Annotated in this window: 20 protein-coding genes; 12 read left to right on the forward strand and 8 right to left on the reverse strand. The window is 72.1% G+C overall.

The window, feature by feature from the left end; translation table 11 throughout:
- Positions 1–200: 200 nt before the first annotated feature.
- From ACZ5C2_RS34635 to epsC, 8 genes are all read right to left on the reverse strand, one after another.
- Positions 201–371, reverse strand: coding sequence for a hypothetical protein (locus ACZ5C2_RS34635; RefSeq protein WP_468800180.1), 171 nt, complete (start codon positions 369–371; stop codon positions 201–203).
- A 43-nt stretch (positions 372–414) separates the two neighbouring features.
- Positions 415–1041: a vitamin K epoxide reductase family protein gene (locus ACZ5C2_RS34640; protein ID WP_468800182.1), complete on the reverse strand. Its 627-nt coding sequence runs from the start codon at positions 1039–1041 to the stop codon at positions 415–417.
- Positions 1038–1790, reverse strand: a complete 753-nt coding sequence (gene narI, locus ACZ5C2_RS34645; protein WP_468800184.1) for a respiratory nitrate reductase subunit gamma — start codon at positions 1788–1790, stop codon at positions 1038–1040. The genes ACZ5C2_RS34640 and narI (ACZ5C2_RS34645) overlap by 4 nt, the downstream gene beginning before the upstream one ends.
- Positions 1790–2617: a nitrate reductase molybdenum cofactor assembly chaperone gene (gene narJ / locus ACZ5C2_RS34650; RefSeq protein ID WP_468800186.1), complete on the reverse strand. Its 828-nt coding sequence runs from the start codon at positions 2615–2617 to the stop codon at positions 1790–1792. Before narJ (ACZ5C2_RS34650) ends, narI (ACZ5C2_RS34645) begins: the two co-directional genes overlap by 1 nt.
- Positions 2614–4158: a nitrate reductase subunit beta gene (narH, locus tag ACZ5C2_RS34655; RefSeq protein ID WP_468800188.1), complete on the reverse strand. Its 1545-nt coding sequence runs from the start codon at positions 4156–4158 to the stop codon at positions 2614–2616. Before narH (ACZ5C2_RS34655) ends, narJ (ACZ5C2_RS34650) begins: the two co-directional genes overlap by 4 nt.
- Before the next feature lies 1 nt (position 4159).
- Positions 4160–7864 carry a nitrate reductase subunit alpha gene (locus ACZ5C2_RS34660; protein ID WP_468800190.1) on the reverse strand — a complete coding sequence of 1235 codons (3705 nt, stop codon included), beginning with the start codon at positions 7862–7864 and terminating at the stop codon, positions 4160–4162.
- A gap of 316 nt (positions 7865–8180) precedes the next feature.
- The gene (gene cysK, locus ACZ5C2_RS34665; RefSeq protein ID WP_468800192.1) at positions 8181–9101 is read right to left on the reverse strand and encodes a cysteine synthase A; all 921 of its coding nucleotides are present in this window, start codon (positions 9099–9101) and stop codon (positions 8181–8183) included.
- Positions 9028–9660, reverse strand: coding sequence for a serine O-acetyltransferase EpsC (gene epsC / locus ACZ5C2_RS34670; protein WP_468800194.1), 633 nt, complete (start codon positions 9658–9660; stop codon positions 9028–9030). The genes cysK and epsC overlap by 74 nt, the downstream gene beginning before the upstream one ends.
- A gap of 844 nt (positions 9661–10504) precedes the next feature.
- Between epsC and ACZ5C2_RS34675 the strand changes: the two genes are divergently transcribed.
- From ACZ5C2_RS34675 to narI (ACZ5C2_RS34730), 12 genes are all read left to right on the forward strand, one after another.
- Positions 10505–11044 (forward strand): hemerythrin domain-containing protein, encoded by a 540-nt coding sequence (locus ACZ5C2_RS34675; protein ID WP_468800196.1) that lies wholly within the window; start codon positions 10505–10507, stop codon positions 11042–11044.
- Positions 11041–11541 carry a hypothetical protein gene (locus tag ACZ5C2_RS34680; RefSeq protein ID WP_468800199.1) on the forward strand — a complete coding sequence of 167 codons (501 nt, stop codon included), beginning with the start codon at positions 11041–11043 and terminating at the stop codon, positions 11539–11541. The genes ACZ5C2_RS34675 and ACZ5C2_RS34680 overlap by 4 nt, the downstream gene beginning before the upstream one ends.
- Positions 11542–11901: 360 nt before the next feature.
- Positions 11902–13182, forward strand: a complete 1281-nt coding sequence (locus tag ACZ5C2_RS34685; RefSeq protein ID WP_468800201.1) for a TIGR04053 family radical SAM/SPASM domain-containing protein — start codon at positions 11902–11904, stop codon at positions 13180–13182.
- Positions 13179–15845, forward strand: coding sequence for a multicopper oxidase domain-containing protein (locus tag ACZ5C2_RS34690; RefSeq protein WP_468800203.1), 2667 nt, complete (start codon positions 13179–13181; stop codon positions 15843–15845). Before ACZ5C2_RS34685 ends, ACZ5C2_RS34690 begins: the two co-directional genes overlap by 4 nt.
- Positions 15845–16291: a hypothetical protein gene (locus ACZ5C2_RS34695; protein WP_468800205.1), complete on the forward strand. Its 447-nt coding sequence runs from the start codon at positions 15845–15847 to the stop codon at positions 16289–16291. Before ACZ5C2_RS34690 ends, ACZ5C2_RS34695 begins: the two co-directional genes overlap by 1 nt.
- 123 nt (positions 16292–16414) lie before the next feature.
- A complete protein-coding gene (locus ACZ5C2_RS34700) occupies positions 16415–17446 on the forward strand; it encodes an Acg family FMN-binding oxidoreductase (RefSeq protein ID WP_468800207.1) in 1032 nt (343 codons plus the stop codon).
- Positions 17447–17570: 124 nt separating this feature from the next.
- Positions 17571–18818, forward strand: a complete 1248-nt coding sequence (locus tag ACZ5C2_RS34705) for an MFS transporter (RefSeq protein WP_468800209.1) — start codon at positions 17571–17573, stop codon at positions 18816–18818.
- Positions 18819–18849: 31 nt separating this feature from the next.
- Positions 18850–19323, forward strand: coding sequence for a hemerythrin domain-containing protein (locus ACZ5C2_RS34710; protein ID WP_468800211.1), 474 nt, complete (start codon positions 18850–18852; stop codon positions 19321–19323).
- A 254-nt stretch (positions 19324–19577) separates the two neighbouring features.
- A complete protein-coding gene (locus tag ACZ5C2_RS34715) occupies positions 19578–23264 on the forward strand; it encodes a nitrate reductase subunit alpha (protein WP_468800221.1) in 3687 nt (1228 codons plus the stop codon).
- Complete coding sequence (gene narH, locus ACZ5C2_RS34720) at positions 23264–24964, forward strand: nitrate reductase subunit beta (protein WP_468800213.1); 1701 nt, start codon at positions 23264–23266, stop codon at positions 24962–24964. The genes ACZ5C2_RS34715 and narH (ACZ5C2_RS34720) overlap by 1 nt, the downstream gene beginning before the upstream one ends.
- Complete coding sequence (gene narJ / locus ACZ5C2_RS34725) at positions 24961–25629, forward strand: nitrate reductase molybdenum cofactor assembly chaperone (protein WP_468800215.1); 669 nt, start codon at positions 24961–24963, stop codon at positions 25627–25629. Before narH (ACZ5C2_RS34720) ends, narJ (ACZ5C2_RS34725) begins: the two co-directional genes overlap by 4 nt.
- On the forward strand, positions 25626–26393 hold the full coding sequence (gene narI, locus ACZ5C2_RS34730) for a respiratory nitrate reductase subunit gamma (protein WP_468800217.1): 768 nt from the start codon (positions 25626–25628) through the stop codon (positions 26391–26393). The genes narJ (ACZ5C2_RS34725) and narI (ACZ5C2_RS34730) overlap by 4 nt, the downstream gene beginning before the upstream one ends.
- The last annotated feature ends 399 nt before the right edge of the window (positions 26394–26792 follow it).

A 26792-nucleotide genomic window follows, 5' to 3' on the forward strand; every position in this document is an offset into this window, starting at 1 on the left:
TCCTCCCACCCCCCCCCCCCCCCCCCCCCCCCCCCCCCCCCCCCCCCCCCTCCCCCCCCCCCCCCCCCCCCCCCCCCCCCCCCCCCCCCCCCCCCTCGCCCGGACGGGGAGACGGAGCACGCGTGACGTGGTGCCGGGCGCGCGGCGAACCAGCCCGCCACGGAACCGCCCTCGGCCCACCGCCTCCCCGGGCGGCGAGTTCACCGGCGTGCCGGGAACGTGGTCAGCGGGGCCGCGTGCCGGGCGACACCGTGGTCGGCGTGGTCGGCGTGGTCGGCGTGGTCGGCGTGGTCGGCGAGGACGACGAGGACGACGAGGACGACGAGGAGGGCACGGTCGACTTCGCGGCCGACACCCGGCTCGGCCCGCACCGCGGTCGTCCACTCGGCCAGTACGTCATCCCTCCGCGTTCCCTCACAGCAGGCTGCTCCAGTAGTCCCAGAAACGGGTGAGCACGAGCAGCGCGATCACCGCGTACCAGGCGCCGAGCAGCATCCAGTGGGTGTCCTGGACGACGTCGCTGACGCCGCGGGGCAGCCGCAGGAAACCCTGTTCGAGGCAGTGCAGGGTCACGAACCAGAACAGGGCGATGGTCACGATCCAGACGACGACGCAGTACGGGCAGAGCTTGTTGAGTTCGTACAGTGACTGCACGATCAGCCAGTGGACGAACACCACCCCGGTGAACGCTCCGGCCTCCAGTGCGAGCCACAGCCGCCGGTGCAGCCGCGCGCCCGAGAGCACGGCGATGCCCAGGGCCGCCACGGCGGCGAACGCCCCGAGCCCGACCAGCATGTTGGGAAAGCCGAACAGGCTGCCCTGCGGGCTGGACATGACGCTGCCGCAGCTGACGACCGGACTGATGTTGCATGCCGGAATGTAGGACGGGTCCTGAAGCGTCCGCCAGTCGTCCAGGGTGAGCTGGAACGAGGCGAGCCAGCCGATGAGTCCGGTGACCAGCATGGCCCAGCCGGCCCGCCGGCCCGCGCCGGCCGGGCTGACGGACACCGCCGGGGAGGCGGTGTCCGGTTCACGGCTCACGCGGCACGTCCGGAGGCGCGGGTACGGGACCGCCTGCCGCCCGGCGCCGCGGCTCCCGGCCCGCCGGTGCGGCGACGGTAGACCACGTACGGGCGGACGAGGTAGCCGACCGGCGCGCTCCACACATGTACCAGGCGGGTGAACGGCCAGATCGCGAAGAGCAGACAGGCGGTCAGTGCGTGGAGCTGGAACAGCAGCGGGGCGTCGGCGATCGCTTCGGGCTTCGGGGCGAGGGTGAACAGGCCGCGGAACCACACGGAGACGGTGGAGCGGTAGTCGTAACCGGCTCCGAAGACGTTGTGCGCGGCGGTGGCGGTGATGCCCACCAGCACGGTCGCCGACAGCAGGGGGAAGAGGACCTTGTCACTGCGGTCGGTGCGCAGCCGGATCCGCCGGCTCAGCAGCCGGCGGGCGCACAGCATCCCGAGACCGACGACCATGGCGATCCCGGCGACCGAGCCCGCCCATACGGCGGTGGTGTGATAGGCGTGCTCGTCGATGCCCACCGCTTCGGTCCAGGACGCCGGCACCGCGAGACCGACGACATGCCCGCCGATCACCATGAACGCGCCGAGGTGGAACAGCGGGCTGCCCCAGCGCAGCCAGCGGTGCTCCAGAAGCTGGCTGGTGCGGGAGGTCCAGCCGAACTGGTCCTGCCGGTACCGCCAGACATGCCCGACGGCGAACACCGCGAGGCAGACGTAGGGGACGGCGACCCAGAGGAGGAGGTCGGCTCCGGAGGTGTTCATCAGCGGTCTTCCTGACGGTACGCGGCGGACGGCGGAACCAGGGTGGGCGGGGCCTGCCCGGGCGGGACGAAGGCGCCCGGCGGCGCGAAGTCGCCCGCTCCGTACGGGTCGAGCCCGACGTCCTCGTTCGGCGGGCCCTGGGCGGCCAGCTCGGCCACCGCCCGCAGATCGGCCCCGGTCGCCGGGGGGAGCAGTTCGATCAGCGCGGCGAGGACGTGCCGGTAGGGGGAGTCCGCGTCGGTGAGGGCGTGGTGGATCAGTTCGATGCCGCGCCGGTGCTGGCGCAGCGGGGCCTCGCCCTTGCCGGTGCCGGTCAGCGCGGCGAACTCGAGCACGACCGGGAGGTGGTCGGGAAGTTCGCCGCCGTCGGTGTCCCAGCCGGCCGCGCGGTAGCGCTGGGCGAGGGTGAGCAGGGCCATGCCGCGGCGGCGGGTGTCGCCGTGCAGGTAGTAGGTGAGGTAGAGGCCGCTGCGTCGGCGCAGGTCGAAGGTCTCGACGTAGTGCCGCTCCAGGGCGTCCGTCTCCTGGCCGGTGAACCAGGTGGCGAACTCGGCCAGATGCCCGGCCGCGGGCGACGACGGCAGCGCTGCGACCGTGCTGGTGATCACCGGCCGGGCGGCGGCGAGTTCGGCGTCGGGGTACTGCAGCAGCAGTGACATCAGCCGCAGCAGCAGCGCCCGCTGCTCCGTCTCCTCGGGGGTGAGCGAGTCGGTGCGGGTGGCCCGGTCCGGGCGCCGCAGCGCGGCCCGGACCTTGGTGCGGACGATACCGGGGACGGAGGGGAATCCTCCGGGGCGCTGGGCACTGGGCGGGGACAGCGGGGTCACGGTCGGCCTCCGGCGGGGGTCTCGGGTGAGCGGCGGCGCAAGGTGGGGATGCCGAGCATCACGCGGCGGCCGTCACCGGCTTCCGCCTCGCCCGAGGTCTCCACGGGGCAGCGGTCCTCCATGGCGGAGATCGCGGCCGCGTCCTCCTTGTGCGCGGCGGGAACGACGTAGCGGTCCTCGTACTTGGCGATGGCGAGCAGCCGGTGCAGATCCTCGGCCTCCTGGGCGGTGAGGCCGACGGCCTTGAGCACGGCCTCGTCGCCCTCCTCGCCGAGCGTGCGCTCGCGCATGTACGAGCGCAGCGCGGTGAGCTTCATCAGCACCCCGCCGACGACATCCGTGTCCCCGGCGCTGAACAGCTCCGCCAGATACTCCAGGGGGATGCGCAGCCGGGTGACGGCGGCGAAGACATGGTCGGGATCGTCCTGGTTGCCGCCGGCCGCGTCGACCGCGTCGAGCACGGGAGAGAGCGGGGGCACATACCAGACCATCGGCAGCGTGCGGTACTCCGGGTGCAGAGGCAGAGCCACCTTGTACTTCGACACCAGGGCGTGGATCGGGGAGCGGCGGGCGGCGTCCAGCCAGTCCTCCGGCATGCCCGACTCCCGGGCGGCGGCGATGACTTCGGGGTCGAACGGGTCGAGGAAGACGCCCCGCTGGGCGTCCAGCAGGTCCTTCTCGTCGGGCGTGGCCGCGGCCTCACCGACCCGGTCGGCGTCGTACAGCACCAGGCCGAGGTAGCGCAGCCGGCCGACGCAGGTCTCGGAACAGACGGTCGGCTGACCGGCCTCGATGCGCGGGAAGCAGAAGGTGCACTTCTCGGCCTTGCCGGTGGCGTGGTTGACGTACACCTTCTTGTACGGGCACGCCGTCACGCACATCCGCCAGCCGCGGCACTTGTCCTGGTCGACCAGGACGATGCCGTCCTCGACCCGCTTGTACATCGCGCCGGACGGACAGGCCGACACGCAGGCCGGGTTGAGGCAGTGCTCGCACAGCCGGGGGAGATGGAAGAGGAAGGTCTGCTCGAACTCGAACTTGACCTTCTCGGCCCACTCACCGCTGAGGTTGGGGTCGCCGCCGGCGTTCTCCGGGGCGCCGCCGAGGCCGTCCTCCCAGTTGGCGCCCCAGGTGATCTCGGTGGGCTTGCCGGTGAGGACCGAGCGGGGCCGCGCGACGGGCATGTCGGGCCCGGCGGGGGCGCTGATGAGGTTGTCGTAGTCGTAGGTGACCGGCTCGTAGTAGTCCTCCAGGGACGGCAGGTCGGGGTTGGAGAACAGCGACAGCAGCCGCTTGACGCGCCCTCCGGAGCGCAGGACCAGGCGCCCGCGCTTGTCGAGCATCCAGCCGCCCTTCCACTGCTCCTGGTCCTCGTAGCGTCGGGGGTAGCCGACGCCGGGCTTGGTCTCGACGTTGTTGAACCAGGCGTACTCCACACCGGTGCGGTTGGTCCACGTCTGCTTGCAGGTGACCGAGCAGGTGTGGCACCCGATGCACTTGTCGAGGTTCATCACCATCGCGATCTGGGCCATGACGCGCATCTCAGTACTCCACTTGCTGGCTGCGGCGGCGGATGACGGTGACCTCGTCACGCTGGTTGCCGGTCGGGCCGTAGTAGTTGAAGGCGTAGGTGAACTGTGCGTAGCCGCCGGCGAGATGGGTCGGCTTGAGCAGCAGGCGGGTCAGCGAGTTGTGCATGCCCCCGCGCTTGCCGCTGACCTCGGTCTTCGGCACGTTCACATTGCGGTCCTGGGCGTGGTACATGTACACCGTTCCCTCCGGCATCCGGTGGGTGACCACGGCCCGGCAGGCGACGACGCCGTTGCGGTTGTACGCCTCGATCCACTCGTTGTCCTTGACGCCGATCTTCTCCGCGTCCTGGAGGGACATCCAGATGACCGGTCCGCCGCGGGACAGGTCGAGCATGTACTTGTTGTCCTGGTAGTTGGAGTGGATGGACCACTTCGAGTGCGGGGTCAGGTAACGGACGGTGACCTCGGCCCGGCCGTCGTGCAGATGCTCGTCGCCGTAATGCCTCGGGGTGTTCAGCGGAGGCCGGTAGACGGGCAGTTGCTCGCCCAGCTCGGTCATCCAGTCGTGCTGGACGAAGAAGTGCTGCCGACCGGTGAGGGTGTGCCAGGGCTTCTTGTGCTCGGTGTTGATGACGAAGGGGGAGTAGCGGCGCCCGCCGGTCTCCGAGCCCGACCACTCGTAGGAGGTCATCACCGAGCGAGGCTGGGTGCGAGTGTCGGCGAAGGTGATCCGCTCGGCCTCGCGTTCGGAGGCGAGTTCCACCAGACCCTCGCTGCCGGTCTGCCGCTCCAGCTCGCGGAAGCCCTCGGTGGCCAGGCGGCCGTTGGTGGTGCCGGACAGGGCCAGGATCGCCTCGCACATGTTGGAGGCGGTGGCCAGCGACGGCCGGCCGGCGGCCACGCCGTCGCGGACGGTTCCGCAGCGGTGGCGCAGGTCCTCGATCTCCCGGTCGGGGTGGACGGTGACGCCCTTGGTCGTGGTGCCGAGGGTGTCCAGCAGCGGACCGATGGCCCGCATCTTCTGTGCGGTGGCGGCGTAGTCCCGCTCGACGACGACCAGTTTGGGCATGGTGCGTCCGGGTACCGGCTCGCACTCGCCGGTCTTCCAGTCCCGTACCACCCCGCCGGGCTGGGCGAGTTCGTCGGGCGTGTCGTGTGTCAGCGGCACCGCCAGCACGTCGGTCCGCGTGCCCAGGTGCTCGGCGGCCAGGTCGCTGAATTTGTCGGCGATGGTGAGGAAGGTGTCGTAGTCGGTGCGGGCCTGCCAGGGCGGGGCGATGGCCGGGGTGAAGGCGTGCACGAAGGGGTGCATGTCCGTGCTGGACAGGTCGTCCTTCTCGTACCAGGTCGCGGCCGGCAGGACGACGTCGGAGAGCAGACCGGTGGAGGTCATCCGGAAGTCCATGGTGACCAGCAGGTCGAGCTTGCCCTCGGGCGCCTCGTCGTGCCAGACCACCTCCCGCGGACGCCCCTCGGGCGGTGTCTCCTCGGAGCGGACGGCCGCGTCCGCGCCCAGCAGGTGCCGCAGGAAGTACTCGTTGCCCTTGCCGGAGGACCCCAGCAGGTTGGCCCGCCACACCGTCAGTACGCGCGGGAAGTTCTCGGGGGCGTCCGGGTCCTCGGCGGCGAACCGCAGCCGCCCCGACTTCAGTTCGTCCACGATGTGCTCGGCCACGGGGCGGCCCTGCGCCGCCGCCTCGTCCGCCAGGTCGAGCGGGTTGCGGTTGAAGGCGGGGTGACCCGGCGTCCAGCCCAGCCGCACGGCCTGCGCCAGGCAGTCGGCGAAGGTCTTGCCCTCGAGTTTGCCGGTGCCCAGGGGAGAGGCCAGCTCGTCCGCCCCGAACGCCTCGTAGCGCCACTGGTCGGAGTTGAGGTACCAGTACGACGTGCCCGCCATGTGCCGGGTGGGCCGCTGCCAGTCGAAGGCGAAGGCCAGGTGCTGGAAACCGGTGAGGGGACGGACCTTCTCCTGGCCGACGTAGTGGGCCCAGCCGCCGCCGTTGACGCCCTGGCAGCCGGTCATCGTGGTGAGTGCCAGGAACGCGCGGTAGATCGTGTCGGAGTGGAACCAGTGGTTGGTGCCGGCTCCCAGCGCGATCATGGAGCGGCCGTTCGTGCGCTCCGCGTTGCGGGCGAACTCCCGGGCGATACGGGCCGCCTGCTCGGCGGGGACCGAGGTGACCGTCTCCTGCCAGGCCGGGGTGTAGGGCTGCGAGGCGTCGTCGTAGGAGGCCGGCCAGTCGCCGGGCAGGCCCGGCCGCTCGACGCCGTACTGCGCCAGCATCAGATCGAAGACGGTGGTGACCAGACGTCCGCCGACGTGGCGCACCGGCACTCCGCGCACCATGCTCGAACCGCCCTCGGTGGGGCCCTCGTCGAAGCGGGGCAGCGCCACGGTGGCGGTCTTCTCGGCCCGCTGGAGCAGACTGAGCTCGGGGACGACGTCGCCGAGGTCGAGGTTCCAGCTGCCCGCGCCGCTCTCCGCCCAGCGGAAGCCCAGGGACCCGTTGGGGACGACGGGCTCGCCCGTGACCGAGTCCAGCAGGACCGTCTTGGAGTCCGCGTTCTCGACGTTCGCGTCCCCCTGCCCGAGGTCGGCGGCGGTCAGGAAGCCGTCGGGTACGAGGTCGTCGCCGTGCTCCCGAAGCGTCACCAGGAACGGCGCGTCGGTGAACGTGCGCAGGTATTCCTGGAAGTACGGCACCTCGCGGTCGACCAGGAACTCACGCAGGATGACATGGCCCATCGCCATCGCCAGCGCCCCGTCGGTGCCCGGATGCGGGGACACCCACTCGTCGGCGTGCTTGACGTTGTCGGCGTAGTCCGGGCTGACGGCGACGACCTTGGTGCCGTTGTAGCGGGTCTCGGTCAGGAAGTGCGCGTCGGGCGTGCGGGTGACGGGGATGTTGGAGCCCCACATGATCAGGTAGCCGGCGTTCCACCAGTCCGCGGCCTCCGGCACGTCGGTCTGGTCGCCGAAGACCTGCGGGGACGCCACCGGCAGGTCGGCGTACCAGTCGTAGAACGACAGCAGGGTGCCGCCGATCAGCGACATGAACCGGGAACCGGCCGCGAACGAGGCCATCGACATCGCCGGGATCGGCGAGAAGCCGACCACGCGGTCCGGGCCGTACTGCTTGACGGTGTGCACATGGGCGGCGGCGACCAGCTCGGCCACCTCGTCCCAGTCGGCCCGTACCAGCCCGCCCTTGCCGCGCGCCCGCTTGTAGGCGCGGGCCTTCGCCGGATCACCGGTGATCTCCGCCCAGGCCGCGACCGGGTCGCCCAGCCGCTTGCGGGCCTCGCGCCACAACTTCAGCAGGGCACCGCGCACATACGGGTAACGGACCCGGCTGGGTGAGTACGTGTACCAGGAGAACGACGCACCGCGCGGACAGCCGCGCGGCTCGTACTCGGGGCAGTCGGTGCCGATCGACGGGTAGTCGGTGGCCTGGTGCTCCCAGGTGATGATGCCGTCCTTGACGTACACCATCCAGGAACAGGAACCGGTGCAGTTGACGCCGTGGGTGGAGCGCACCACCTTGTCGTGGGACCAGCGGTCCCGGTAGAAGCCCTCCCACTTCGGGTCGCCCTCGCCGAAGACCGCGCGTCCGTCCGACGAGACCTCACGGCGGTTCAGCAGTCTGCGCGCGGCCAGCGGCCAGGTCCCCGGAGCGGGCTTCTGTCCCCGGCGTGCGCTCTGATCGTTCTCCATGGTCAGGAACCTAGGTTTCCGCGGGGGTGGCGGCCTTGGGCCGAACGGCCCTGGTCACGCGTCCTATCGGCCCCGGTTCCTGCTCCCGTCCTCGGCCGTGTGCCCAGGCGGCCGGGTCCCGGATCGCGGGGTGCTGGGGGGCGAGGTGCCGGACGCCGGGGCTCCGGGCGGGACGTGCCGGGCGGCGGGGTCCAGGACCGCGGGGTGCCGGGCGGCGGGGCTCCGTGCGGGACGTGACGGGCGGGGTCCGGGGCCGCAGAGCCTTCGGGCCGCAGGGCCCCGGGAGCACGAAACCCCGGGGCCCTGCGGACCGGCGTCACGCGAACAGGTCCGTGCTCAGGTACCGCTCCCCGGTGTCGGGCAGCACGACCACGATCAGCGCGTCCCGATGGCGCGGGTCCCGTGCGAGGTCGGTGGCGGCATGGAGGGCGGCGCCGCCGGAGACACCGGCGAGGATGCCCTCGGTACGCGCCAGACGGCGTGCCGCCTCCTGCGCCCCGGGCAGCGCGACGCGGTGGACCTCGTCGTAGACGGAGGTGTCCAGGACCTCGGGAACGAAGCCGGCGCCGAGTCCCTGGATGCGGTGCGGGCCGGGGGAGCCGCCGGAGAGCACCGCCGACTCGGCCGGCTCCACGGCCACCACGGTGACCTCCGGCTTCTTCTCCTTCAGCACCCGGCCCACGCCCGTGACGGTGCCACCGGTGCCGACCCCGGCCACCAGGACGTCGACCTTCCCGGCGGTGTCCTGCCAGATCTCCTGGGCGGTGGTGCGGCGGTGGACATCGGGGTTGGCCGGGTTGGTGAACTGCTGCGGCATGAACCAGCCGTGCCGTTCAGCCAGTTCGGCGGCGCGGGAGAGGGCGCCGCGCATCCCGTCGGCCGCGGGGGTGAGGATCAGCTCGGCCCCGTAGGCGCGCAGCAGGGCCCGCCGTTCGAGGCTCATGCTCTCGGGCATGGTGAAGGTGACCGGATGCCCCTGGGCGGCGGCCACCACGGCCAGGCCGATGCCGGTGTTGCCACTGGTCGGTTCGACGATGTGGCCACCGGGCCGGAGCGCGCCGGTGGCCCGGGCGTCCTCGATCATGGCCAGGGCGATGCGGTCCTTGACGCTGCCGCCCGGATTGGCGGACTCCAGTTTCGCCACCAGGCGGGCCGGCAGGCCCTCACCGTAGCGGTGCAGGGCCACCAGGGGAGTGCGGCCGATGAGCGCGGTGATCGAGGGGTGTATCGCCGACATGCTGGTCCTTTGTGCTCGGTGCCGGTGGTGGTGCGGAGTCCGGCGGGGTGGAGTGGTGCGTGCTCGCGGCGCGGACGCACGAGTGGGCGGGGACGTCGGTCAGGACGAGGGCGTGCGCGCCGACGAGCGTGTCGTGGCCTACGCGGACGGGACCGAGGACACTGGCGCCGACGCCGAGGACGACCCGGTCGCCGATCATGGGGTGCCGTCCGGCCGCCGGCACGTCGGTCCACCAGCCGGTGCCGCCGAGGGTGACGCGGTGGTAGAGCATCACGTCGTCGCCGAGGACGGCGGTCTCGCCGATCACCACGCCCATGCCGTGGTCGATGAAGCAGCGGCGTCCGATGACGGCGCCGGGATGGATCTCGATGCCGGTCAGGGCACGGCTGAGCTGGGACAGGGCCCGGGGCAACAGCGGCAGGCCCAGCCGGTGCAGGCGGTGGGCGAGACGGTGCGCCCAGATCGCCCACAGCCCCGGGTACAGCAGTACCTCGACGGCGTGGACGCCGTGCAGGGCGGGGTCCTTGCGGCAGGCCGTCCGTAGGTCTTCCAGGATCATGAGGGTCCTTGTGCGGGCGTGGTCCGCCGGTCCCGGCGGACGGGCGAGGGGCGGCCACGGCGGCGGGGCAGCGCACGAGCGAAGAGGAGGGCGGGAGGCGGAGAGGAGGAGAGGAGGCTGCCGGGGCGGCGTGGTGACGCGCACCTGGCGTGGTGACCGCACCCGGCGCTCCAGGAGGGGCGGGCCGTGCTCCGCGCGCCGCCGGAGCGGCCGTGGGAGGGCATCCGGTTCCAGCACGTGGGGCGGACCGTCCGACGAGCGGGGCGGCGACGCGGACCCCGGCCGGCGTCGCCGGGCGGATCGCGTGTCAGCCCGTGGGACATCGACGCCGTGCCCCGCGCAAGGAGTCCGGGCGGGCTCGCCAGGCGTGCGGACACGTCCCGTCGGAGTGGCTTCGGTGGTCCATGAGAGCGGACGCTAGGCGGCTTCGGCCCCGCCCGCATGGGTCGAAGCGCCTACCCGAAACCGGCCGTTCGGCCCTGTTGCGGGGCGGAGGCCGGGACCGGTGGACGCCGCCGCGGGCCCGCCCGGCCCAGGCGGCGCGGTGACGGAGCGGGTGAGGCTGACACATGACCGGCCGGAAAGCGCCACGGACCGCCACGTCACCCTGCACGGCCACGTCTTCTCGCGTGCCACGGGCCGGGCAGCAGGCGCGGCGTGCACCCAGCCGGTCACCGTCCGGCCGTTCCTCAGTCACGGCCGGACGTGCGGTCCACCACGTCCCCGGCCGGCACCCACCCGGGCCGGCCGCCCAGGGAACTGGGTCGCGTCAGGGACGTGGTGGACCGTGCCCCTCACCCGCACCGGTCCGCCCGGCCGGTCGTCAACCCCTGGAGACACCTTCATGAGTGCTCTCACCCTCGCGTCGGCTCCCGAAGACGCCACGGCGCTCGAAGCGGCCGAGGCTCAACAAGCGCGCACGGCAGGGGAACTGGCCGGCCGAGTGGCACTCCTGGCCACGGCGGCGGGCACCGATCCGAGCGCCGCCGAGACGTTCCGCACGGGACTCGTGGCCTTCTGCGACCGGGAACTGCTGCCGCACGCGGCCGCTCAGGAAGCCGTTCTCTACCCGGCCGCGCGGACCATGCCCGACGCCCGTCTGCTCATCGTGAGCCTGGCCGCCGAACACCGCTGCATCACCGGACTCGTGGACGCGCTGCGCACAGCCGTCGCCCCGGCGGACGCCGTGGCTCACGCCCGGGCCCTGCAGGTCTTCTTCGAGGAACACACCGCCAAGGAGAACGGCCTGGTCCTGCCCCTCCTCGCCATGGCACCCGGGGTCTCCCTGGCCACCCTGCTCGCAGGTCTGCACGACCTCCTCACCCCGCATCCGCCGGCCGGCGGCGACCGGCCCGCCCCCGACGCGAAGGACGACACAACATGAACGCCGCACCCCGTACGGCCGGTACCCTGATCGGCCTGGCCGGCCTCGCCCTGGGAGCAGCCGGGCCGGTGATGCTGCTGCGCGGCCTCGGCGGCCGCAAGGAGATACGCGCGGAACTGGCCGCACAGAGGATCACCTTCCCGGACCGGGGCCTGCCCGACCGACTCGCGCACTTCGCGGGCCGCCCCGTGGAGACCGGTGGCGAGGCCCACGCCTACGCCGAGCTCATCAAGGACCACCTCGCCAAGGCCACCGCGGGCCGCACCTACGCGGAGATCACCGAGGAACTGCACGGAGGCGAGGGCGACCTCGAGAAGCTCGCACAGCTGCGTCAGACCGCCTTCATGGGCGAGACCCTGCGCGCCTCCCTGCTGTCCGCGTACCAGGCGTGGCACCTCACCACCCTGGTCAGCGGCCTCGGTGCCCTGCTGACCGGCACCGGGGTCGCCCTTGTGGCCACGGCGAACGCCCTGGGAGCCGGCCGGCGCTCCTCCTGACCGCGACCGCCGATCCGCTGCGCCGCCCCGGACCACCCCCCGTGGTCCGGGGCGGCGCATGCCTGCCGAGAGGCCGTCCGGCTCCGCCGCGGACACCGGAGCGAGGGACCATTGGCCCACCGGATCGGGACTGGTCGGCCGCGGCGCGGCCCCGCCCGGTGCGACAGGCTGACATCGACCGACCCGGAGGTGTCCCGTGTTCCACCGTAACCAGCATCCGCTCGGCTGTTTCCCCCGCCGACCCCCGTCACGGATGCTGCGCACGGTCCGGGCCGGTCACCGTCCGGCCGCCCGGGCTGTCTGTCCTGATTCCCGGGTGGCCGGGCGAACGCAGCGCCCGAGCCGGACCGGGGGTGCCCGGTGAGCGGGGCACGGGTGATCCGGCAGCAGCACCAGGACGTCGCCGAGCGGCCGTTCATCGTCATCTGGGAATCGACCCGGGCCTGCCCGCTGGCCTGTTTGCACTGCCGTGCCGAGGCCGTACCCAACCGCGACCCGCGCGAGCTGGACACGGCGGCGGCCAAGGACCTGCTGCGCCAGGTCGCCGCGTTCGGCCGGCCCTCCCCGCTGTTCGTCATCACCGGCGGCGACCCGTTCCAGCGGCCCGACCTGAACGAACTGATCGCCTACGGCACCGAAGTGGGCGTCCGCGTCGCCGTGTCGCCGTCCGGCACCCCGACGCTCACCCCGGAGCGGCTGCGGGAGGTGCACGCGGCCGGCGCGGTCGGACTCTCCCTCAGCCTCGACGGATCCACCGCAGAGACTCATGACGGCTTCCGAGGCGTGCCCGGCGTGTTCCGGTGGACGCTCGACGCTTGGGACACCGCCCGCACGATGGGCATGAAGGTGCAGATCAACACCACGGTCGCCCGGCACAACCTGCAGGATTTGCCGGACATCGTCCGCCTCGTGCGCGATCACGGGGCGATGCTGTGGAGCGCCTTCTTCCTGGTGCCCACCGGCCGCGGCAGACAACTCGGCGTCCTCACCCCCGCCGAGACCGAGGACGTACTGAACTTCGTGTACGACGTGGGCCTGACCGTGCCGGCCAAGACCACCGAGGCCCATCACTTCCGCCGGGTGGCGCTCCAGCGCAAGGTCCTCGCGGACACCGGTGACGACCATGTGGCCGTGCTGGGACTCGGGCCGCTCTACCGCGAACTGAGTGAGCGCTCCGCCGAACTGGGCCTGGCCCAGGGAGGCCGGCGGGTGCGGCGCCCGCCGCTGGACGTCAACGCCGCCCGCGGCTTCGTCTTCGTGTCGCACACCGGCACCGTGCACCCCAGCGGCTTCCTGCCCCTGGGCGCGGGCAGTGTACGCACCACGCCGCTGCCCGAGATCTACCGCTCCTCGGAGCTGTTCACCGGCCTGCGCGACGCCGACAGCCTTGGCGGCCGGTGCGGGCGGTGCGAGTTCCGCCGGGTCTGCGGCGGCTCCCGGTCCCGCGCGTACGGCGTCACCGGCGACCCGTACGCCGAGGAACCCTGGTGCGGCTACCAGCCCGGTTCCTTCCCCTACCAGCAGGAGCTGGCGGCGCTGCTGCCCGGTGCCGGCGCGATCCGGCCGGACGGGTCCGGGGCCCCGGCCGCCGAAGGCCCCGACGTCCCACACCCCGGCACCCGGCACCAAGGAGCACTGTGACCGGCAAGCACGACGAGCCCCGGCCCACCGCCGCCCGGTACGGCGGAAGGGAGCAACGGCCGGGGCTGAAGGCCCGCCACCTGCGCGCCCACATCCTGGTCGTGGCGTGGGCCGCCCTGGCGCTGCTCGCGGCCACCGCCCAGCAGAACCTGCCGATCGCCCGCTGGCTGGCGATCCATCTGTTCCTGCTCGGCGCCGCCACCACGGCGGTCCTGCTCTGGAGCGAGTACTTCGCGGTGGCCCTGCTGCACGCGCGGGCCTTCGACGAGCGGTGGAGCGATGCCCGGCTGGCGTCGGCGAACCTCGCCGTGGCCGGGGTGCTGACCGGCGTGTGGGCGGAGATTCCCCTGCTCGTCGGGGCCGCCTGCGCCCTGCTGGTCACCGTGATCGCCGCACACCTGGCCGTGCTGGTGCGCATGGGCCGGGGCGCGCCGGCCGGACGGCTGGCCCCGGTCGTCGGCTTCTACCGGGCCGCCGCGGCCGCCATGGTCGTGGGCGCGGTCCTCGGCTGGCTGCTGGCCACCGGCCGTACCGGACCACAGGGGTTCGCCGGTGTACGCCTGGCGCATGTCCACATCACCCTGCTCGGCTGGATCGGCCTGCCCGTCCTCGGCACACTGTTCATGCTCTGGCCCACCGTGCTCGGCGTGCGCATGGCCGACCGCACCACCAGGGCCGCGCGGTGGGTGCTCGCCCTGACCGGGACCGGCCTCGTGGCCACGGTCGCCGCACTGGCGGCCGGCCCGCAGAGGGCCGCCGCGGCCGGTGTCGCCGTGTACGCCGCCGGGGTGGGCGTCGCCGTCGGACTGTTCGCCCGGACGGCGCGCCGTCCGAACCCGGTGTCGGCCGGAGCGGCCGGGATGCTCGCGGCCGCCGCCGCGTGGCTGCTCGCCGGCGTCGTGGCGGATGCCGCGGTCCTCGCCGCCGGGACACCGGCCGACGCCCAGGAGGCCATCGGCTCCCTGGTCCTGGTGTGGCTCGTCGGCTTCGTCGCGCAAATCCTGATCGGTGCCCTCACCTATCTGCTGCCGATCGTGCTCGCCTCCGGCGCACAGCGGCGGGCCGCGCTGCGAGCGGTGCTGGAGCGGGGCTGGGTGACCCGTCTGGTGACACTCAACGCCGGTGTGGCGCTGCTGGCGCTTCCGCTGCCCGATCCGGCCGGCACGGCGGGCGTGGTGCTGGCCGCGGTCTCCGGCGCGGCGTTCGTCGCCCTTGCCGCCTCGGTCCTGCTGCGGAGCGCGCGCGACGGGCGCGGAGCGCCGGACGGCTCCGGCGGCTCCTCCCGGCGGCCCGCCCTGCTGGGCACGGCGGCCGGCGCCGCGCTGACCGTGCTGGCCGTGCTCGCCGCCAACAGCGGCGGTGGGGCCGGCGGCCCGGCTGTCGCCTCGGGGGCGGGCTCCGGCGCCGCCGCCACGCGCACCGTCGAGGTCACCCTGGAGAACATGCGCGTCCGTCCCGCCCGCATCGACGTCGCCGCGGGCACCGCCCTGCGCCTGGAGGTCACCAACACCGACGCCCAGCGGCACGACCTCAAGGTGGAGGACGGGCCCGCCACCCCGCTGCTCGCCCACGGCCAGAGCCGCACCCTCGACCTCGGGCCGGTCACCGAGGACCGCGAGGCCTGGTGCACCCTGCCCGGACACCGCGCGGCCGGTATGACCCTGGACATCGTCGTCCGTGACACGGACGACGGCTCCACCCACCAGGCGGCCGGTGACCCGCACGGCGATTCCGCCCACGAGTCCGCCGGTGACACGCACAGCGGCCACTCCGCGCCCGACAACGGCACCGGCCTCGACCTCGGCGCCGACTTCTCCCGGGGCTGGCAGGAGCGCGGCGCCGGCCTCGCCCCCGCCCCCGGCGGCCGGCTCCACAAGGTGGAACTGCGCGCCGACCACACCACCGTCGAGGTCGCCCCCGGTGTGAAACAGCAGATGTGGACCTTCGGCGGCACCGCCCCGGGCCCCACCTTGCGCGGCAAGGTCGGCGACGTCTTCGAGATCACCCTGATCAACGACGACAAGGGCATGGGCCACGGCATCGACTTCCACGCCGGTGCCCTCGCCCCCGACCGGCCCATGCGCACCCTCCAGTCCGGGGAACGCCTGGTCTACCGGTTCCGTGCCGAGAAGGCCGGAGCCTGGCTGTACCACTGCAGTACCGCCCCCATGCTCCAGCACATCGGCAACGGCATGTACGGCGCCGTCGTCATCGATCCGCCCGGCCTGAAGGAGGTGGACCACGAATACGTCCTGGTCTCCTCCGCGCTCTATCTGGGCACCCCGGGCAGCGCCGCCCAGGTGGCCAAGATGCGTGAGGGCACTCCCGACGCCTGGGTCTTCAACGGAGTCGCCGCCCAGTACGCGAAGCGGCCGCTGACCGTGAAGGCCGGTGAACGGGCCAGGTTCTGGGTGATCGACGCCGGTCCGAGCGACCCGGTCGCCTTCCACATCGTGGGCACCGTCTTCGACACGGTGTACAAGGAAGGCGCCTACCTTCTGACACCCGACAGGCCCGGCGGGGCGCAGGTCCTCGACCTGGCGCCCGCGCAAGGCGGGTTCGTCGAGACCACGTTCCCCGAGGCCGGGCACTACTCCTTCGTCGACCACGACATGCGGCACGCCGAGGCCGGGGCACACGGCACCGTGGAGGTGAGCCGGTAGTGGACACCGTAGGACTGTGGTCCCTGGTGCGCTTCGCGCACGTGGCCGGCGCCGCACTGTGGGTCGGCGGACAGCTGGCCCTGTCCCTGGTGGTCCTGCCGCTCGCCAGACGCCTGCTCGCCGCCGACGCCAAGGACCGCTTCACCGCCGAGGCGGGACGACGCTTCGGGCTGCTCACGGGTGCCCTGTTCCTGCCGGTGCAGCTCGGCACGGGCGTCGCCATGGCCTGGCACAAGGGCGTCACCTGGGCGTCCCTCGCCGAGCCCGGCTACGGCCGCACGCTCGCGGCCAAACTGGCCCTGTTCCTCGTGGTCATGGCCGCCGCGGCCGCACACGGCATCGCCCACTCGCGCCACCGCACCGACCTGGCCCGCGGCCTCGCCGTCGTCTCCCTCGTCGGCTCGCTGGGCGTCGTCCTGCTCGCCACAGCCCTCCCGGCGACGTAGGGGTGTCGTTCGGCCGCGGGCGATGGGCCGGGTGGCCCTCGTCACACGCCCGGCGGCGGCGCAGGGTGGGATTCAGAGGCAGTCCCCTCCACACCGGAGGTTCCCGGACGGCGAGGAGCCACCATGAAGACCGACAAGATCGACGCCCGCGCGTTGGAGACGCTGCTGGCCGCGGCGGTGGCGGCACCGTCGATCCACAATACCCAGCCCTGGCGCTTCGGCTTCGACCTGAGCACCCGGTCGGTCACCGTCCACGCCGACCGCAGCCGCTCCCTGGCACTGGCCGACCCGGCGGGGCGCGCCCTGTACCTGTCCGCCGGCTCGGCGGTGCTCAACCTGCGGGTCGCCGCCGCCCATCTCGGCTGGCAGCCCGTCGCGCACCTGCTGCCGGACCCCTACGATCCCGACCTGCTCGCCACCGTGCAGCTGACCCTCCCCGCCACCGCTCCGCCGGACCACCGCACGCTGTACGCGGCCGTGGCCCGGCGTCACTCCAGCCGGATGCCGTTCACCGGCCGTCCGGTGCCCGAGCCGGTCGTCGCCGAGCTGGTCACCGCCGCGCGGGCCGAGGGGGCCCACCTGTACGTTCCGGACATCGTCCAGACGCGCCGACTGCTGCGGGTCACCTCGGCGGCCGAACTGCGCAACGCCGCGGACAAGGCGCGTACGGCCGAGAGCCGCGCCTGGATAGCGCCGCCCGGAGCGAGTCCCTACGGGATCCCGTTCACCACCTCCCGCCCGCTGGACGCTTCCGGGCGCATGCCGATGCGCGACTTCACCGGCCGGCCGCCCGCGCCCGGACGGCCGCGGCTACCGTTCGAGCGGCACGCCCAGGTGGCCCTGCTGTGGACCGTCGGCGACCGGCCGCGTGACTGGCTGCTGGCGGGCCAGGCACTCGAACGCGCTCTGCTGGTGGCCACCGCGCACGGGGTGCGGACCTCGCTGCTCCACCAGGCCATGGAATGGCCGGACCTGCGGGGGGCGATGAGGCCTCCCTCCGTCAAATGGTGCAGCCCCCACGTGCTGATCCGTTTCGGTTACGGCCCCGAGGCCCGGGGAACTCTCACCCCGCGGGCCGCGGCACATCCGGCCGAACGGCAGGTCGGGCCCGCCGTTCGGACCTCTGCACCCGGGACCGCCGGTCCCGGGTGGTGAGGACTGACGGCCCACGCACCGCCGCGTTCCGCAGCCGATAGTGGTCGTGGGAGGCCGGCGCACAGCCCGGTACCCGCGGCGCCGACTGAAACGGGCCGCACCGCGAACAGGGAGGACGGACGGCATGCTCCAGCCGTCGAGCAAGTCGAATCGAGCACCGGGACCCGGCCCCGCCGTGACCGGCCGCGCCTGGCTGATGCTGGCCCTGGCCACCGTCGGCTTCGCCGTGAACTTCTGGGCATGGGCCCTGCTCAGCCCTCTCGCCCCCCGGCTGCAGGACTCCTTGGGCCTGTCCTCGTTCCAGCAGTCGCTGCTGGTGGCCGTCCCGGTGATCGTGGGCTCACTGGGCCGCATCCCGGTCGGCGCCCTCACCGACCGCTTCGGCGGACGGGTGATGTTCCCGCTCGTCTCCTTGGCCACCACCGTGCCCGTGCTCTACCTGGGCCTGGCCGGGCACTCCTCGTTCGCCGCGCTGCTGATCGGCGGCTTCTTCCTGGGGATCGGCGGCACCGCCTTCGCCATCGGCGTGCCCTTCGTGAGTGCCTGGTTCCCGCCCGAACGCCGGGGCCTGGCCATCGGCGTCTTCGGAGCCGGCATGGGCGGCACCGCGATCAGTGCCCTCACCACGGTGAAGCTGGTCGACGCGAACGGCATGGCCAACCCCTTCGTGATCACCGCCGTCGTGCTGGCCGCGTACGCGGCGCTCGCGGCCTTCGTGCTGCGCGACGCACCCGGACGCACCGTGCCCACCGAGCCGCTGGCCCGCCGGATGGGCGACACCTTCAAGCTGAGTGTCACCTGGCAGGCGTCCGCCCTGTACGCGGTGGCCTTCGGCGGCTACGTCGCCTTCTCGGTGTACCTGCCCACCTACCTCAAGACCGGCTACAGCCTCACCCAGGCGGACGCGGCCAACCGCATGGCCGGGTTCGTACTCCTGGCCGTGGCCATGCGGCCGGTCGGTGGCTGGCTGTCGGACCGCATCGGCCCGGTGCGGGTACTGAGCGGCTCCCTGGGTCTGGTGACCGTCGGAGCGCTCGTCCAGGCGTTCACCCCGGCCCTGGCGCCCGTCGGCACCATCGCGTTCCTGGCCATGGCCGCGGCACTCGGCGCGGGAAGCGGCGCCGTCTTCGCCCTGGTGGCCCTGCTGGCCCCGGCGAACAAGGTCGGATCGGTCACCGGCATCGTCGGCGCGGCGGGCGGCCTGGGCGGCTTCCTGCCCCCGCTGGTGATGGGCGCCCTGTACGGCGCGTACGGCTCCTACGCCCTGGGCCTGGTCCTGCTGGCCCTGGTGGCTGTCGCCGCCCTGGTCTACACCGCAACCGGTGTCCGCCGCGAAACCGAACGCCGGGTCCCCGCCGCCCAGTCGCACTGACCCGCCCGAAACCCCAGAAGGAGGTAACACCATGTGCGAGTACTGCGGCTGCCAGTCCCTCACGACGATCGACGAACTCACCCGTGAGCACGACGAGGTGGTGCAACTGATCAGCCACGTCCGGGACGCCCGCCGCGACGGCGACATCGACCGGATGGCGGAGCTGGCCCGCCGGATCGGCGACGTACTCGAACCCCACACCGAGGTCGAGGAGCACGGGCTGTTCCCCGCGCTGGCCGACGACTTCCCGGAGCAGCTGGCCGCCCTCCAGGAGGAACACCGGCAGGTCGAATCCGTGCTGGCGGAGGCCGCGGCCGGCACGCCGCAGGACGCCGGCTGGCCCGACCGGCTCATCCGGATGCTCGATCTGCTGCGTCTGCACATCCTCAAGGAACAGGACGGTGTCTTCCCCGCCGCGCTGGCGGCGCTGTCCACCGAGCAGTGGGAGGCGGTCGAGGCGGTGCGGGCCCGCGCCGGCACCCGCATGGAGCAGCCGACAGGCTGAGGCGTGGACCGGGCCGACCGGCCCGGTCCGCCCCCGCTCGGAGTGAAAGGAGGGTACAAAGGGACTGGCGATCAAAAAGACGCACTGATTCCGAATATCTGTCCGGTGGTCAGGTAAGACGAGCCAGTGCGTACAACCGCTGGGTCCCGAGCGGGCATGCCACGGACGCGAGGCGTCCGGGAAGGAGCGATGGAGTGAGCACGGAGGCGAGCCCGACACCGGGAAGGACGGGCCGGGGGAGCAACTCCCCGGGCATGGACGGTGAGGTGGCTCAGGCACTGGTCCGCTCACGCCGCTTCTTCACCCGGGCGGAGGTGTCCGGGGACCTTCGCTCGATGCACCGCAAGGGCGGCCGTCAGGCGGACGAGTTCTACCGGGACCGGTGGTCGCACGACAAGGTGGTGCGCTCCACCCACGGAGTGAACTGCACCGGCTCCTGCTCGTGGAAGGTGTACGTCAAGGACGGCATCATCACCTGGGAGTCCCAGCAGACCGACTATCCGTCGGTCGGCCCGGACAGCCCCGAGTACGAACCCCGCGGCTGTCCCCGGGGCGCGGCCTTCTCCTGGTACACCTACTCGCCGACCCGGGTCCGCTACCCGTATGTGCGCGGCGTGCTGCTGGGGATGTACCGGGAGGCCAAGGCACGGCTCGGCGACCCGGTGGCCGCCTGGGCGGACATCGTCAACGACCCCGAGCGCTCCCGCCGCTACAAGCGGGCCCGGGGCAAGGGCGGGCTGGTCCGGGCGACCTGGGCCGAAGCCACGGAGATGGCCGCCGCCGCGCACGTCCACACCATCAAGGAGTACGGTCCGGACCGGCTCGCCGGGTTCTCCCCGATTCCCGCCATGTCGATGGTCTCCCACGCCGCGGGGGCGCGCTTCTACTCCCTGCTCGGCGGGGTCATGCTCTCCTTCTACGACTGGTACGCCGATCTGCCCGTGGCCTCGCCGCAGGTGTTCGGCGACCAGACCGACGTACCGGAGTCCGGCGACTGGTGGGACGCCGGGTATCTCATCATGTGGGGCTCCAATGTGCCGGTGACCCGGACCCCGGACGCCCACTGGATGGCCGAGGCCCGCTACCGCGGGCAGAAGGTGGTCGCGGTCTCCCCGGACTACGCGGACAACGTGAAGTTCGCCGACGAGTGGCTGGCCGCCCAGCCCGGCACGGACGGCGCGCTGGCGATGGCCATGGGACACGTGGTCCTCAAGGAGTTCTTCGTCGACCGGCAGACGCCGTACTTCACCGACTACGTCCAGCGGTTCACCGATCTGCCCTTCCTGGTCGCCCTCGACGAGCGCGAGGAAGAGCCCGGCACGTACGCGCCCGGGAAGTTCCTCACCGCCTCCGACCTCGGCGGCGACCAGGCCCGCGCCGAGAACGCCGAGTTCAAGACCGTGCTGCTGGACGGTGCCACCGGCCTGCCCGTGGTGCCGGGCGGCACCCTCGGTGACCGCTTCGGTGAGGCCGGCGCAGGGAAGTGGAACCTCGATCTCGGCGACATCCGGCCCCTGTTGTCCGCCGAGGGCGGTGACGAGGCGGCGGCCGTTGTCGAGCTGCCCCGCTTCGACGCCCCGGACGGCGCCGCCGCACGGCTGCGGCGCGGAGTGCCGGTGCGCCGGGTCGCGGGGCGGCTGGTGACCACGGTGTACGACCTGCTGCTCGCCCAGTACGGCGTGGCCCGCGAAGGACTGCCCGGGAACTGGCCCACCGGCTACGACGACGCCGACGAGCCGTACACCCCGGCGTGGCAGGCCGGGATCACCGGTGTGGACGCGGACCGGGCGGCACGGATCGCCCGGGAGTTCGCCGCCAACGCCGAGGACTCCCACGGCCGTTCGATGATCATCATGGGGGCGGGGACCAACCACTGGTTCCACTCGGACACCATCTACCGGGCGTTTCTGACCCTGACCACCCTCACCGGATGCCAGGGCGTCAACGGCGGCGGCTGGGCGCACTACGTCGGCCAGGAGAAGGTCCGCCCGATCACCGGCTACTCCACGATCGCCACCGCCTCCGACTGGAACCGTCCCGCCCGCCAGATGATCCAGACCGCCTACTGGTATCTGCACAGCGACCAGTTCCGCTACGACCCCTTCTCCGCCGACACCCTCGCCGCGGCGGGCGACGGCGGCGGACCGTTCGCGGGGAAGAGCACCGCGGACGTCATCGCGGCCTCGGCCCGGATGGGCTGGATGCCCTCCTACCCGACCTTCGACCGCAATCCGCTCGACCTGGCCGACGAGGCCGAGGCGTCGGGCGTCCCGGTCGCCGATCACGTGGTCGGTGAACTGAAGGCGGGGCGGCTCGGATTCGCGGGCGAGGACCCCGACGCGCCGGAGAACTACCCGCGGGTCCTCACCGTCTGGCGGGCCAACCTGCTGGGGTCGTCGGCCAAGGGCAACGAGTACTTCCTCAAACACCTGCTGGGCACCGACCACTCGGTGCGCGCCACCGAGGCCCCGCCCGAGGCCCGTCCCCGGGACGTGGTGTGGCACGACGAGGCCCCGGAGGGCAAGCTCGACCTGCTGCTCACCCTCGACTTCCGGATGACCAGCACCACCGTCTTCTCCGACATCGTGCTGCCCGCGGCGACCTGGTACGAGAAGTACGACCTGTCCAGCACGGACATGCACCCCTTCGTGCACTCGTTCAACCCGGCGATCTCCCCGCCGTGGCAGACCCGTACCGACTTCGACATCTTCCACACCCTGGCCAAGGAGTTCAGCCGCCAGGCCGCCGACCACCTCGGCGTGCGCAACGACCTGGTGGCCGCTCCGCTGCTGCACGACACCCCCGACGCGATGGCCAACCCGCACGGCACGGTGCGGGACTGGAAGGCGGGGGAGTGCGAGCCGGTGCCCGGCCGCACCATGCCGAAGCTGATCACCGTGGAACGCGACTACGGCGCCGTCGCCGACAAGATGGGCGCCCTCGGTCCCCTGCTGGACTCCCTGGGCGCCACGACCAAGGGCGTCACCTTCAAGGTGGAGCGCGAACTGGAGTACCTGCGGCACAAGAACGGCACCGTGCGCGGCGGAGCCGCCGACGGCCGCCCCTCGATCGCCCGCGACTCCCACGCCTGCGAGGCGATCCTCGCCCTGTCCGGCACCACCAACGGCCATCTCGCCACCCAGGGCTTCCACACCCTGGAGGCCCGTACCGGCACCCGGCTCGCCGATCTGGCCGCCGAGCACGAGGGCAAGCAGATCACCTTCGCCGACACCCAGGCCGCCCCCGTCCCGGTCATCACCTCGCCCGAGTGGTCCGGCTCGGAGACCGGCGGGCGGCGCTACTCGCCGTTCACCGTCAACGTCGAGCGGTCCAAGCCCTGGCATACGCTGACCGGCCGCCAGCACTTCTACCTCGACCACGACTGGATGGCCGCCCTCGGCGAGCAACTACCCGTGTACCGGCCCCCGTTGAACATGCACGCGCTCTTCGACGAGCCACGCCTCGGCGAGACGGGCGAACTCGGCGTGACCGTGCGCTACCTGACCCCGCACAACAAGTGGTCCATCCACTCCGAGTACCAGGACAACCTCTTCATGCTGTCCCTGTCCCGGGGCGGTCCGCACATCTGGATGAGCACCCAGGACGCGGCGAAGGTGGGGGTGAGGGACAACGACTGGATCGAGGCCGTGAACCGCAACGGCGTGGTCGCAGCCCGTGCGGTCGTCTCGCACCGCATGCCCGAGGGCACCGTGTACATGTACCACGCACAGGACCGGCTGATCGACGTGCCCCGCACCGAGACCACCGGCCGGCGCGGCGGCATCCACAACTCCCTCACCCGCCTGCTGATCAAGCCCAGCCATCTCATCGGCGGCTACGCCCAGCTCTCCTACGCCTTCAACTATCTCGGCCCGACCGGCAACCAGCGCGACGAGGTCACCGTCATCCGCCGCCGCACCAACCAGGAGGTGACGTACTGATGCGCGTCATGGCACAGATGGCGATGGTGATGAACCTCGACAAGTGCATCGGCTGCCACACCTGCTCGGTCACCTGCAAGCAGGCGTGGACCAACCGCACCGGTGTCGAGTACGTGTGGTTCAACAACGTCGAGACCCGGCCCGGTCAGGGCTATCCACGCCGCTACGAGGACCAGGAGCGGTGGCGCGGTGGCTGGGAGCTCAACAAGAAGGGCCGGCTCGCGCTCAAGGCGGGCGGCCGGTTCAAGAAGCTGATCACCATCTTCGCCAACCCGGTCCTGCCGTCCCTGGACGACTACTACGAGCCCTGGACGTACGACTACGAGACCCTGACCAACGCGCCGCTGCAGGAGCACACCCCGGTCGCCCGCCCCAAGTCCCTGATCACCGGCAAGGACATGAAGATCTCGTGGTCGGCGAACTGGGACGACGACCTCGGTGGATCGTCCGAGCACGGCGAGAAGGACGTGCTGCTCAACCAGGTCTCGGAGAAGATCAAGCTCGAGTTCGAGCAGACCTTCATGTTCTACCTGCCGCGGATCTGCGAGCACTGCCTCAACCCGTCCTGCGCGGCGTCCTGCCCCTCCGGCGCGATCTACAAGCGCGAGGAGGACGGCATCGTCCTGGTCGACCAGGACAAGTGCCGCGGCTGGCGGATGTGCGTGACCGGATGCCCGTACAAGAAGGTGTACTTCAACCACCGCACCGGCAAGGCCGAGAAGTGCACGTTCTGCTTCCCGCGCGTCGAGGTCGGTCTGCCCACCGTCTGCTCCGAGACCTGCGTCGGCCGGCTGCGCTACATCGGGCTCGTCCTCTACGACGCGGACAAGGTCCTGGAAGCCGCGTCCACCCCCGACGACAAGGACCTCTACGAGGCCCAGCGGGGGGTCTTCCTCGACCCCAACGACCCACAGGTGATCGCCGAGGCGGAGAAGGCGGACATTCCGCGGGACTGGATCGAGGCCGCGCAGCGCTCCCCGATCCATGCCCTGATCAACACCTTCAAGGTGGCGCTGCCGCTGCATCCGGAGTACCGCACCATGCCCATGGTCTGGTACATCCCGCCGCTGTCCCCGGTGGTCGACGCCGTACGGGACACCGGCCGGGACGCCGAGGACCACGGCAACCTCTTCGCCGCCGTGGACGCCCTGCGCATTCCCGTCGACTACCTGGCCCAGCTGTTCACCGCCGGTGACCCGGCGCCGGTGGACGCGGTGCTGCGCCGGCTGGCCGCCATGCGTGCCTACATGCGGGACATCAACCTCGGCCGCGAACCGGACGCCTCCATCCCGGAGTCCGTCGGCATGGGCGAGGAGCAGATGTACGACATGTACCGGCTGCTGGCCCTCGCCAAGTACGACGAGCGGTACGTCATCCCGACCGCCCACGCCGAACAGGCCCACAGCCTCGAGGAACTGGCCACCGAGTGCAGCCTCGACTACGAGGGCGGTCCCGGCATGGGAGGCTCCGGCCCCTTCGGCGAGACCTCCGGCGGAGCCGCCCCGATCGCGGTGGAGAGCTTCCACGCCCTGCGCGACCGTCAGACCTCCGACACTTCCGCGGCCCCCACCGGCAAGGAGACCCGCGTCAACCTCCTCAACTGGGACGGCAAGGGCAGTCCGCCGGGCCTCTTCCCGCCCGGGAACGGTGACAGTCCAAGCAGCCCGGACAGCGGCGGAGAGGTCGAACCGAAGCCATGAGGAACAAACTCAAACTCAGGCCCGCGAACCGGGTCCAGCCCTGGCACACCTATGCCTGGCAGATCCAGTCCCTGCTCCTCGGCTACCCCGGCGAGGACCAGCCCGGAGATCTGTCCCTGGCCCGGCGGACGGCGCCCGCGCTGCCCGCCGGGGTGGGCGAACCCCTGCTCCGTTTCATCGAGCATGCCGAGGACGCGGGCACCGAAGCGATGGCCGCCGCCTACGTGGCCACCTTCGACCTCCGCAAGCGCTGCTGCCCGTATCTCACCTACTACGCTCACGGCGACACCCGTAAGCGGGGCCTCGCCCTGGTGCGTCTGAAGCAGGCCTACGCCAGGGCCGGCTGGCGGCTCGGCGAGGACGAGCTGCCCGACCACCTCGCCGTCGTCCTGGAGTTCGCCGCCGCGGACCCGGCGACCGGCATGCGCCTGCTCACCGAGCACCGGGCCGGCCTGGAACTGCTGCGCCTCGCCCTCCGTGACGACCAGGCTCCCTGGGCGGACCTGCTGAGCTCCGTCTCCGCCACCCTGCCCGCGCTCGCCGGCGACGAACGCGACGCGGTCGCCCGGCTCGCCGCCGAGGGACCGCCCGAGGAACAGGTGGGCCTCGACCCCTACGCGCCACCCCAGTACATGCCCGCCCCGTCCGCCGGAGGCCCTCGATGAGCGTGACCCAGCCCCACCTCACCCTGGCGGTGGAATCCGGCACCGGCGGCATCCTGCTGTGGATCGTGCTGCCCTATCTCAGCCTCGCGGTGTTCGTCCTCGGCCATGTCTGGCGCTACCGCTACGACAAGTTCGGCTGGACCACCCGCTCCTCGCAGCTCTACGAACGGCGCCTGCTGCGCATCGGCAGCCCGCTGTTCCACTTCGGCATCCTCTTCGTGCTGCTCGGCCACATCGGCGGACTGCTCATCCCTGAGAGCTGGACGGACGCCGTCGGGATCAGCGAGCACACCTACCACGTCCTCGCGGTCGTCGTCGGCACCATCGCAGGCGTCTGCACCATCGGCGGACTGGCCATCCTGATCTACCGGCGGCGCACCGTGGGCCCGGTCTTCTCGGCCACCACGCGCAACGACAAGGCCATGTACCTTTCCCTGGCCGTGACCATCGGGCTGGGCCTGGCCGCGACCGTGGCGGCGAACATCGTCGGCGGGGGCTACAACTACCGCGAGACCATCTCCCCGTGGTTCCGCTCGATCTTCTACCTGCAACCCGACCCGGACCTGATGACCGGCGTCCCGGTGCTCTTCCAGATGCACGCCCTGAGCGCCCTGCTGCTCTTCGCGGCCTGGCCCTTCACCCGGCTTGTCCACATGCTCACGGCGCCCCTGGGGTATCTCACCCGTCCCTACATCGTCTACCGCAGCCGTGACACCCAGCTCGGCTCCCGCGCCCCGCACCGGGGCTGGGAGCGCATCCGGTAGCGCCGGGTCACGCATGGGTACCCGAAGGGCGCCGAGTGTCCGCTGAACGGAGCTCAGATGGGCCACGGTGGCGGCGAGTTCCCGCTTCAGCGCCTGCTTCTGCAGCTCGAGACGGACCAGATCGTCCTGGAGTCTTCGGCGGTGATCTCGGCGTTGTGCGCCGAACGGGTCGCGGTGATCCTGTGTTCCCCCTCGTCCTCACGCCATCGAACCACACCATCTCGCCGTGCGGAATCCGCCGTGTGCCACCGACGGAATGACGGATCACACCGAATCGGAGGGGACCGCGGGAACGTGTGAACGGGGGCGGGGGGGGGGGGGGGGGGGGGGGGGGGGGGGGGGGGGCGTGCTTGCGGCGCGGCGCTTGGCGCTGGACCGCCGTCGGCGCATCTCTGTTTC

The organism is Streptomyces sp. NPDC031365 (assembly GCF_055569765.1).

What these genes read in the sequence shown, in the direction of transcription:
- narI (WP_468800184.1), bottom strand. Translation starts at nt 1,790, where the DNA reads ATGAACACCTCCGGAGCCGACCTCCTCCTCTGGGTCGCCGTCCCCTAC.
- narH (WP_468800188.1), bottom strand. Translation starts at nt 4,158, where the DNA reads ATGCGCGTCATGGCCCAGATCGCGATGGTGATGAACCTCGACAAGTGC.
- ACZ5C2_RS34660 (WP_468800190.1), bottom strand. Translation starts at nt 7,864, where the DNA reads ATGGAGAACGATCAGAGCGCACGCCGGGGACAGAAGCCCGCTCCGGGG.
- cysK (WP_468800192.1), bottom strand. Translation starts at nt 9,101, where the DNA reads ATGTCGGCGATACACCCCTCGATCACCGCGCTCATCGGCCGCACTCCC.
- epsC (WP_468800194.1), bottom strand. Translation starts at nt 9,660, where the DNA reads ATGATCCTGGAAGACCTACGGACGGCCTGCCGCAAGGACCCCGCCCTG.
- ACZ5C2_RS34675 (WP_468800196.1), top strand. Translation starts at nt 10,505, where the DNA reads ATGAGTGCTCTCACCCTCGCGTCGGCTCCCGAAGACGCCACGGCGCTC.
- ACZ5C2_RS34680 (WP_468800199.1), top strand. Translation starts at nt 11,041, where the DNA reads ATGAACGCCGCACCCCGTACGGCCGGTACCCTGATCGGCCTGGCCGGC.
- ACZ5C2_RS34700 (WP_468800207.1), top strand. Translation starts at nt 16,415, where the DNA reads ATGAAGACCGACAAGATCGACGCCCGCGCGTTGGAGACGCTGCTGGCC.
- ACZ5C2_RS34705 (WP_468800209.1), top strand. Translation starts at nt 17,571, where the DNA reads ATGCTCCAGCCGTCGAGCAAGTCGAATCGAGCACCGGGACCCGGCCCC.
- ACZ5C2_RS34710 (WP_468800211.1), top strand. Translation starts at nt 18,850, where the DNA reads ATGTGCGAGTACTGCGGCTGCCAGTCCCTCACGACGATCGACGAACTC.
- ACZ5C2_RS34715 (WP_468800221.1), top strand. Translation starts at nt 19,578, where the DNA reads ATGGACGGTGAGGTGGCTCAGGCACTGGTCCGCTCACGCCGCTTCTTC.
- narH (WP_468800213.1), top strand. Translation starts at nt 23,264, where the DNA reads ATGCGCGTCATGGCACAGATGGCGATGGTGATGAACCTCGACAAGTGC.
- narJ (WP_468800215.1), top strand. Translation starts at nt 24,961, where the DNA reads ATGAGGAACAAACTCAAACTCAGGCCCGCGAACCGGGTCCAGCCCTGG.
- narI (WP_468800217.1), top strand. Translation starts at nt 25,626, where the DNA reads ATGAGCGTGACCCAGCCCCACCTCACCCTGGCGGTGGAATCCGGCACC.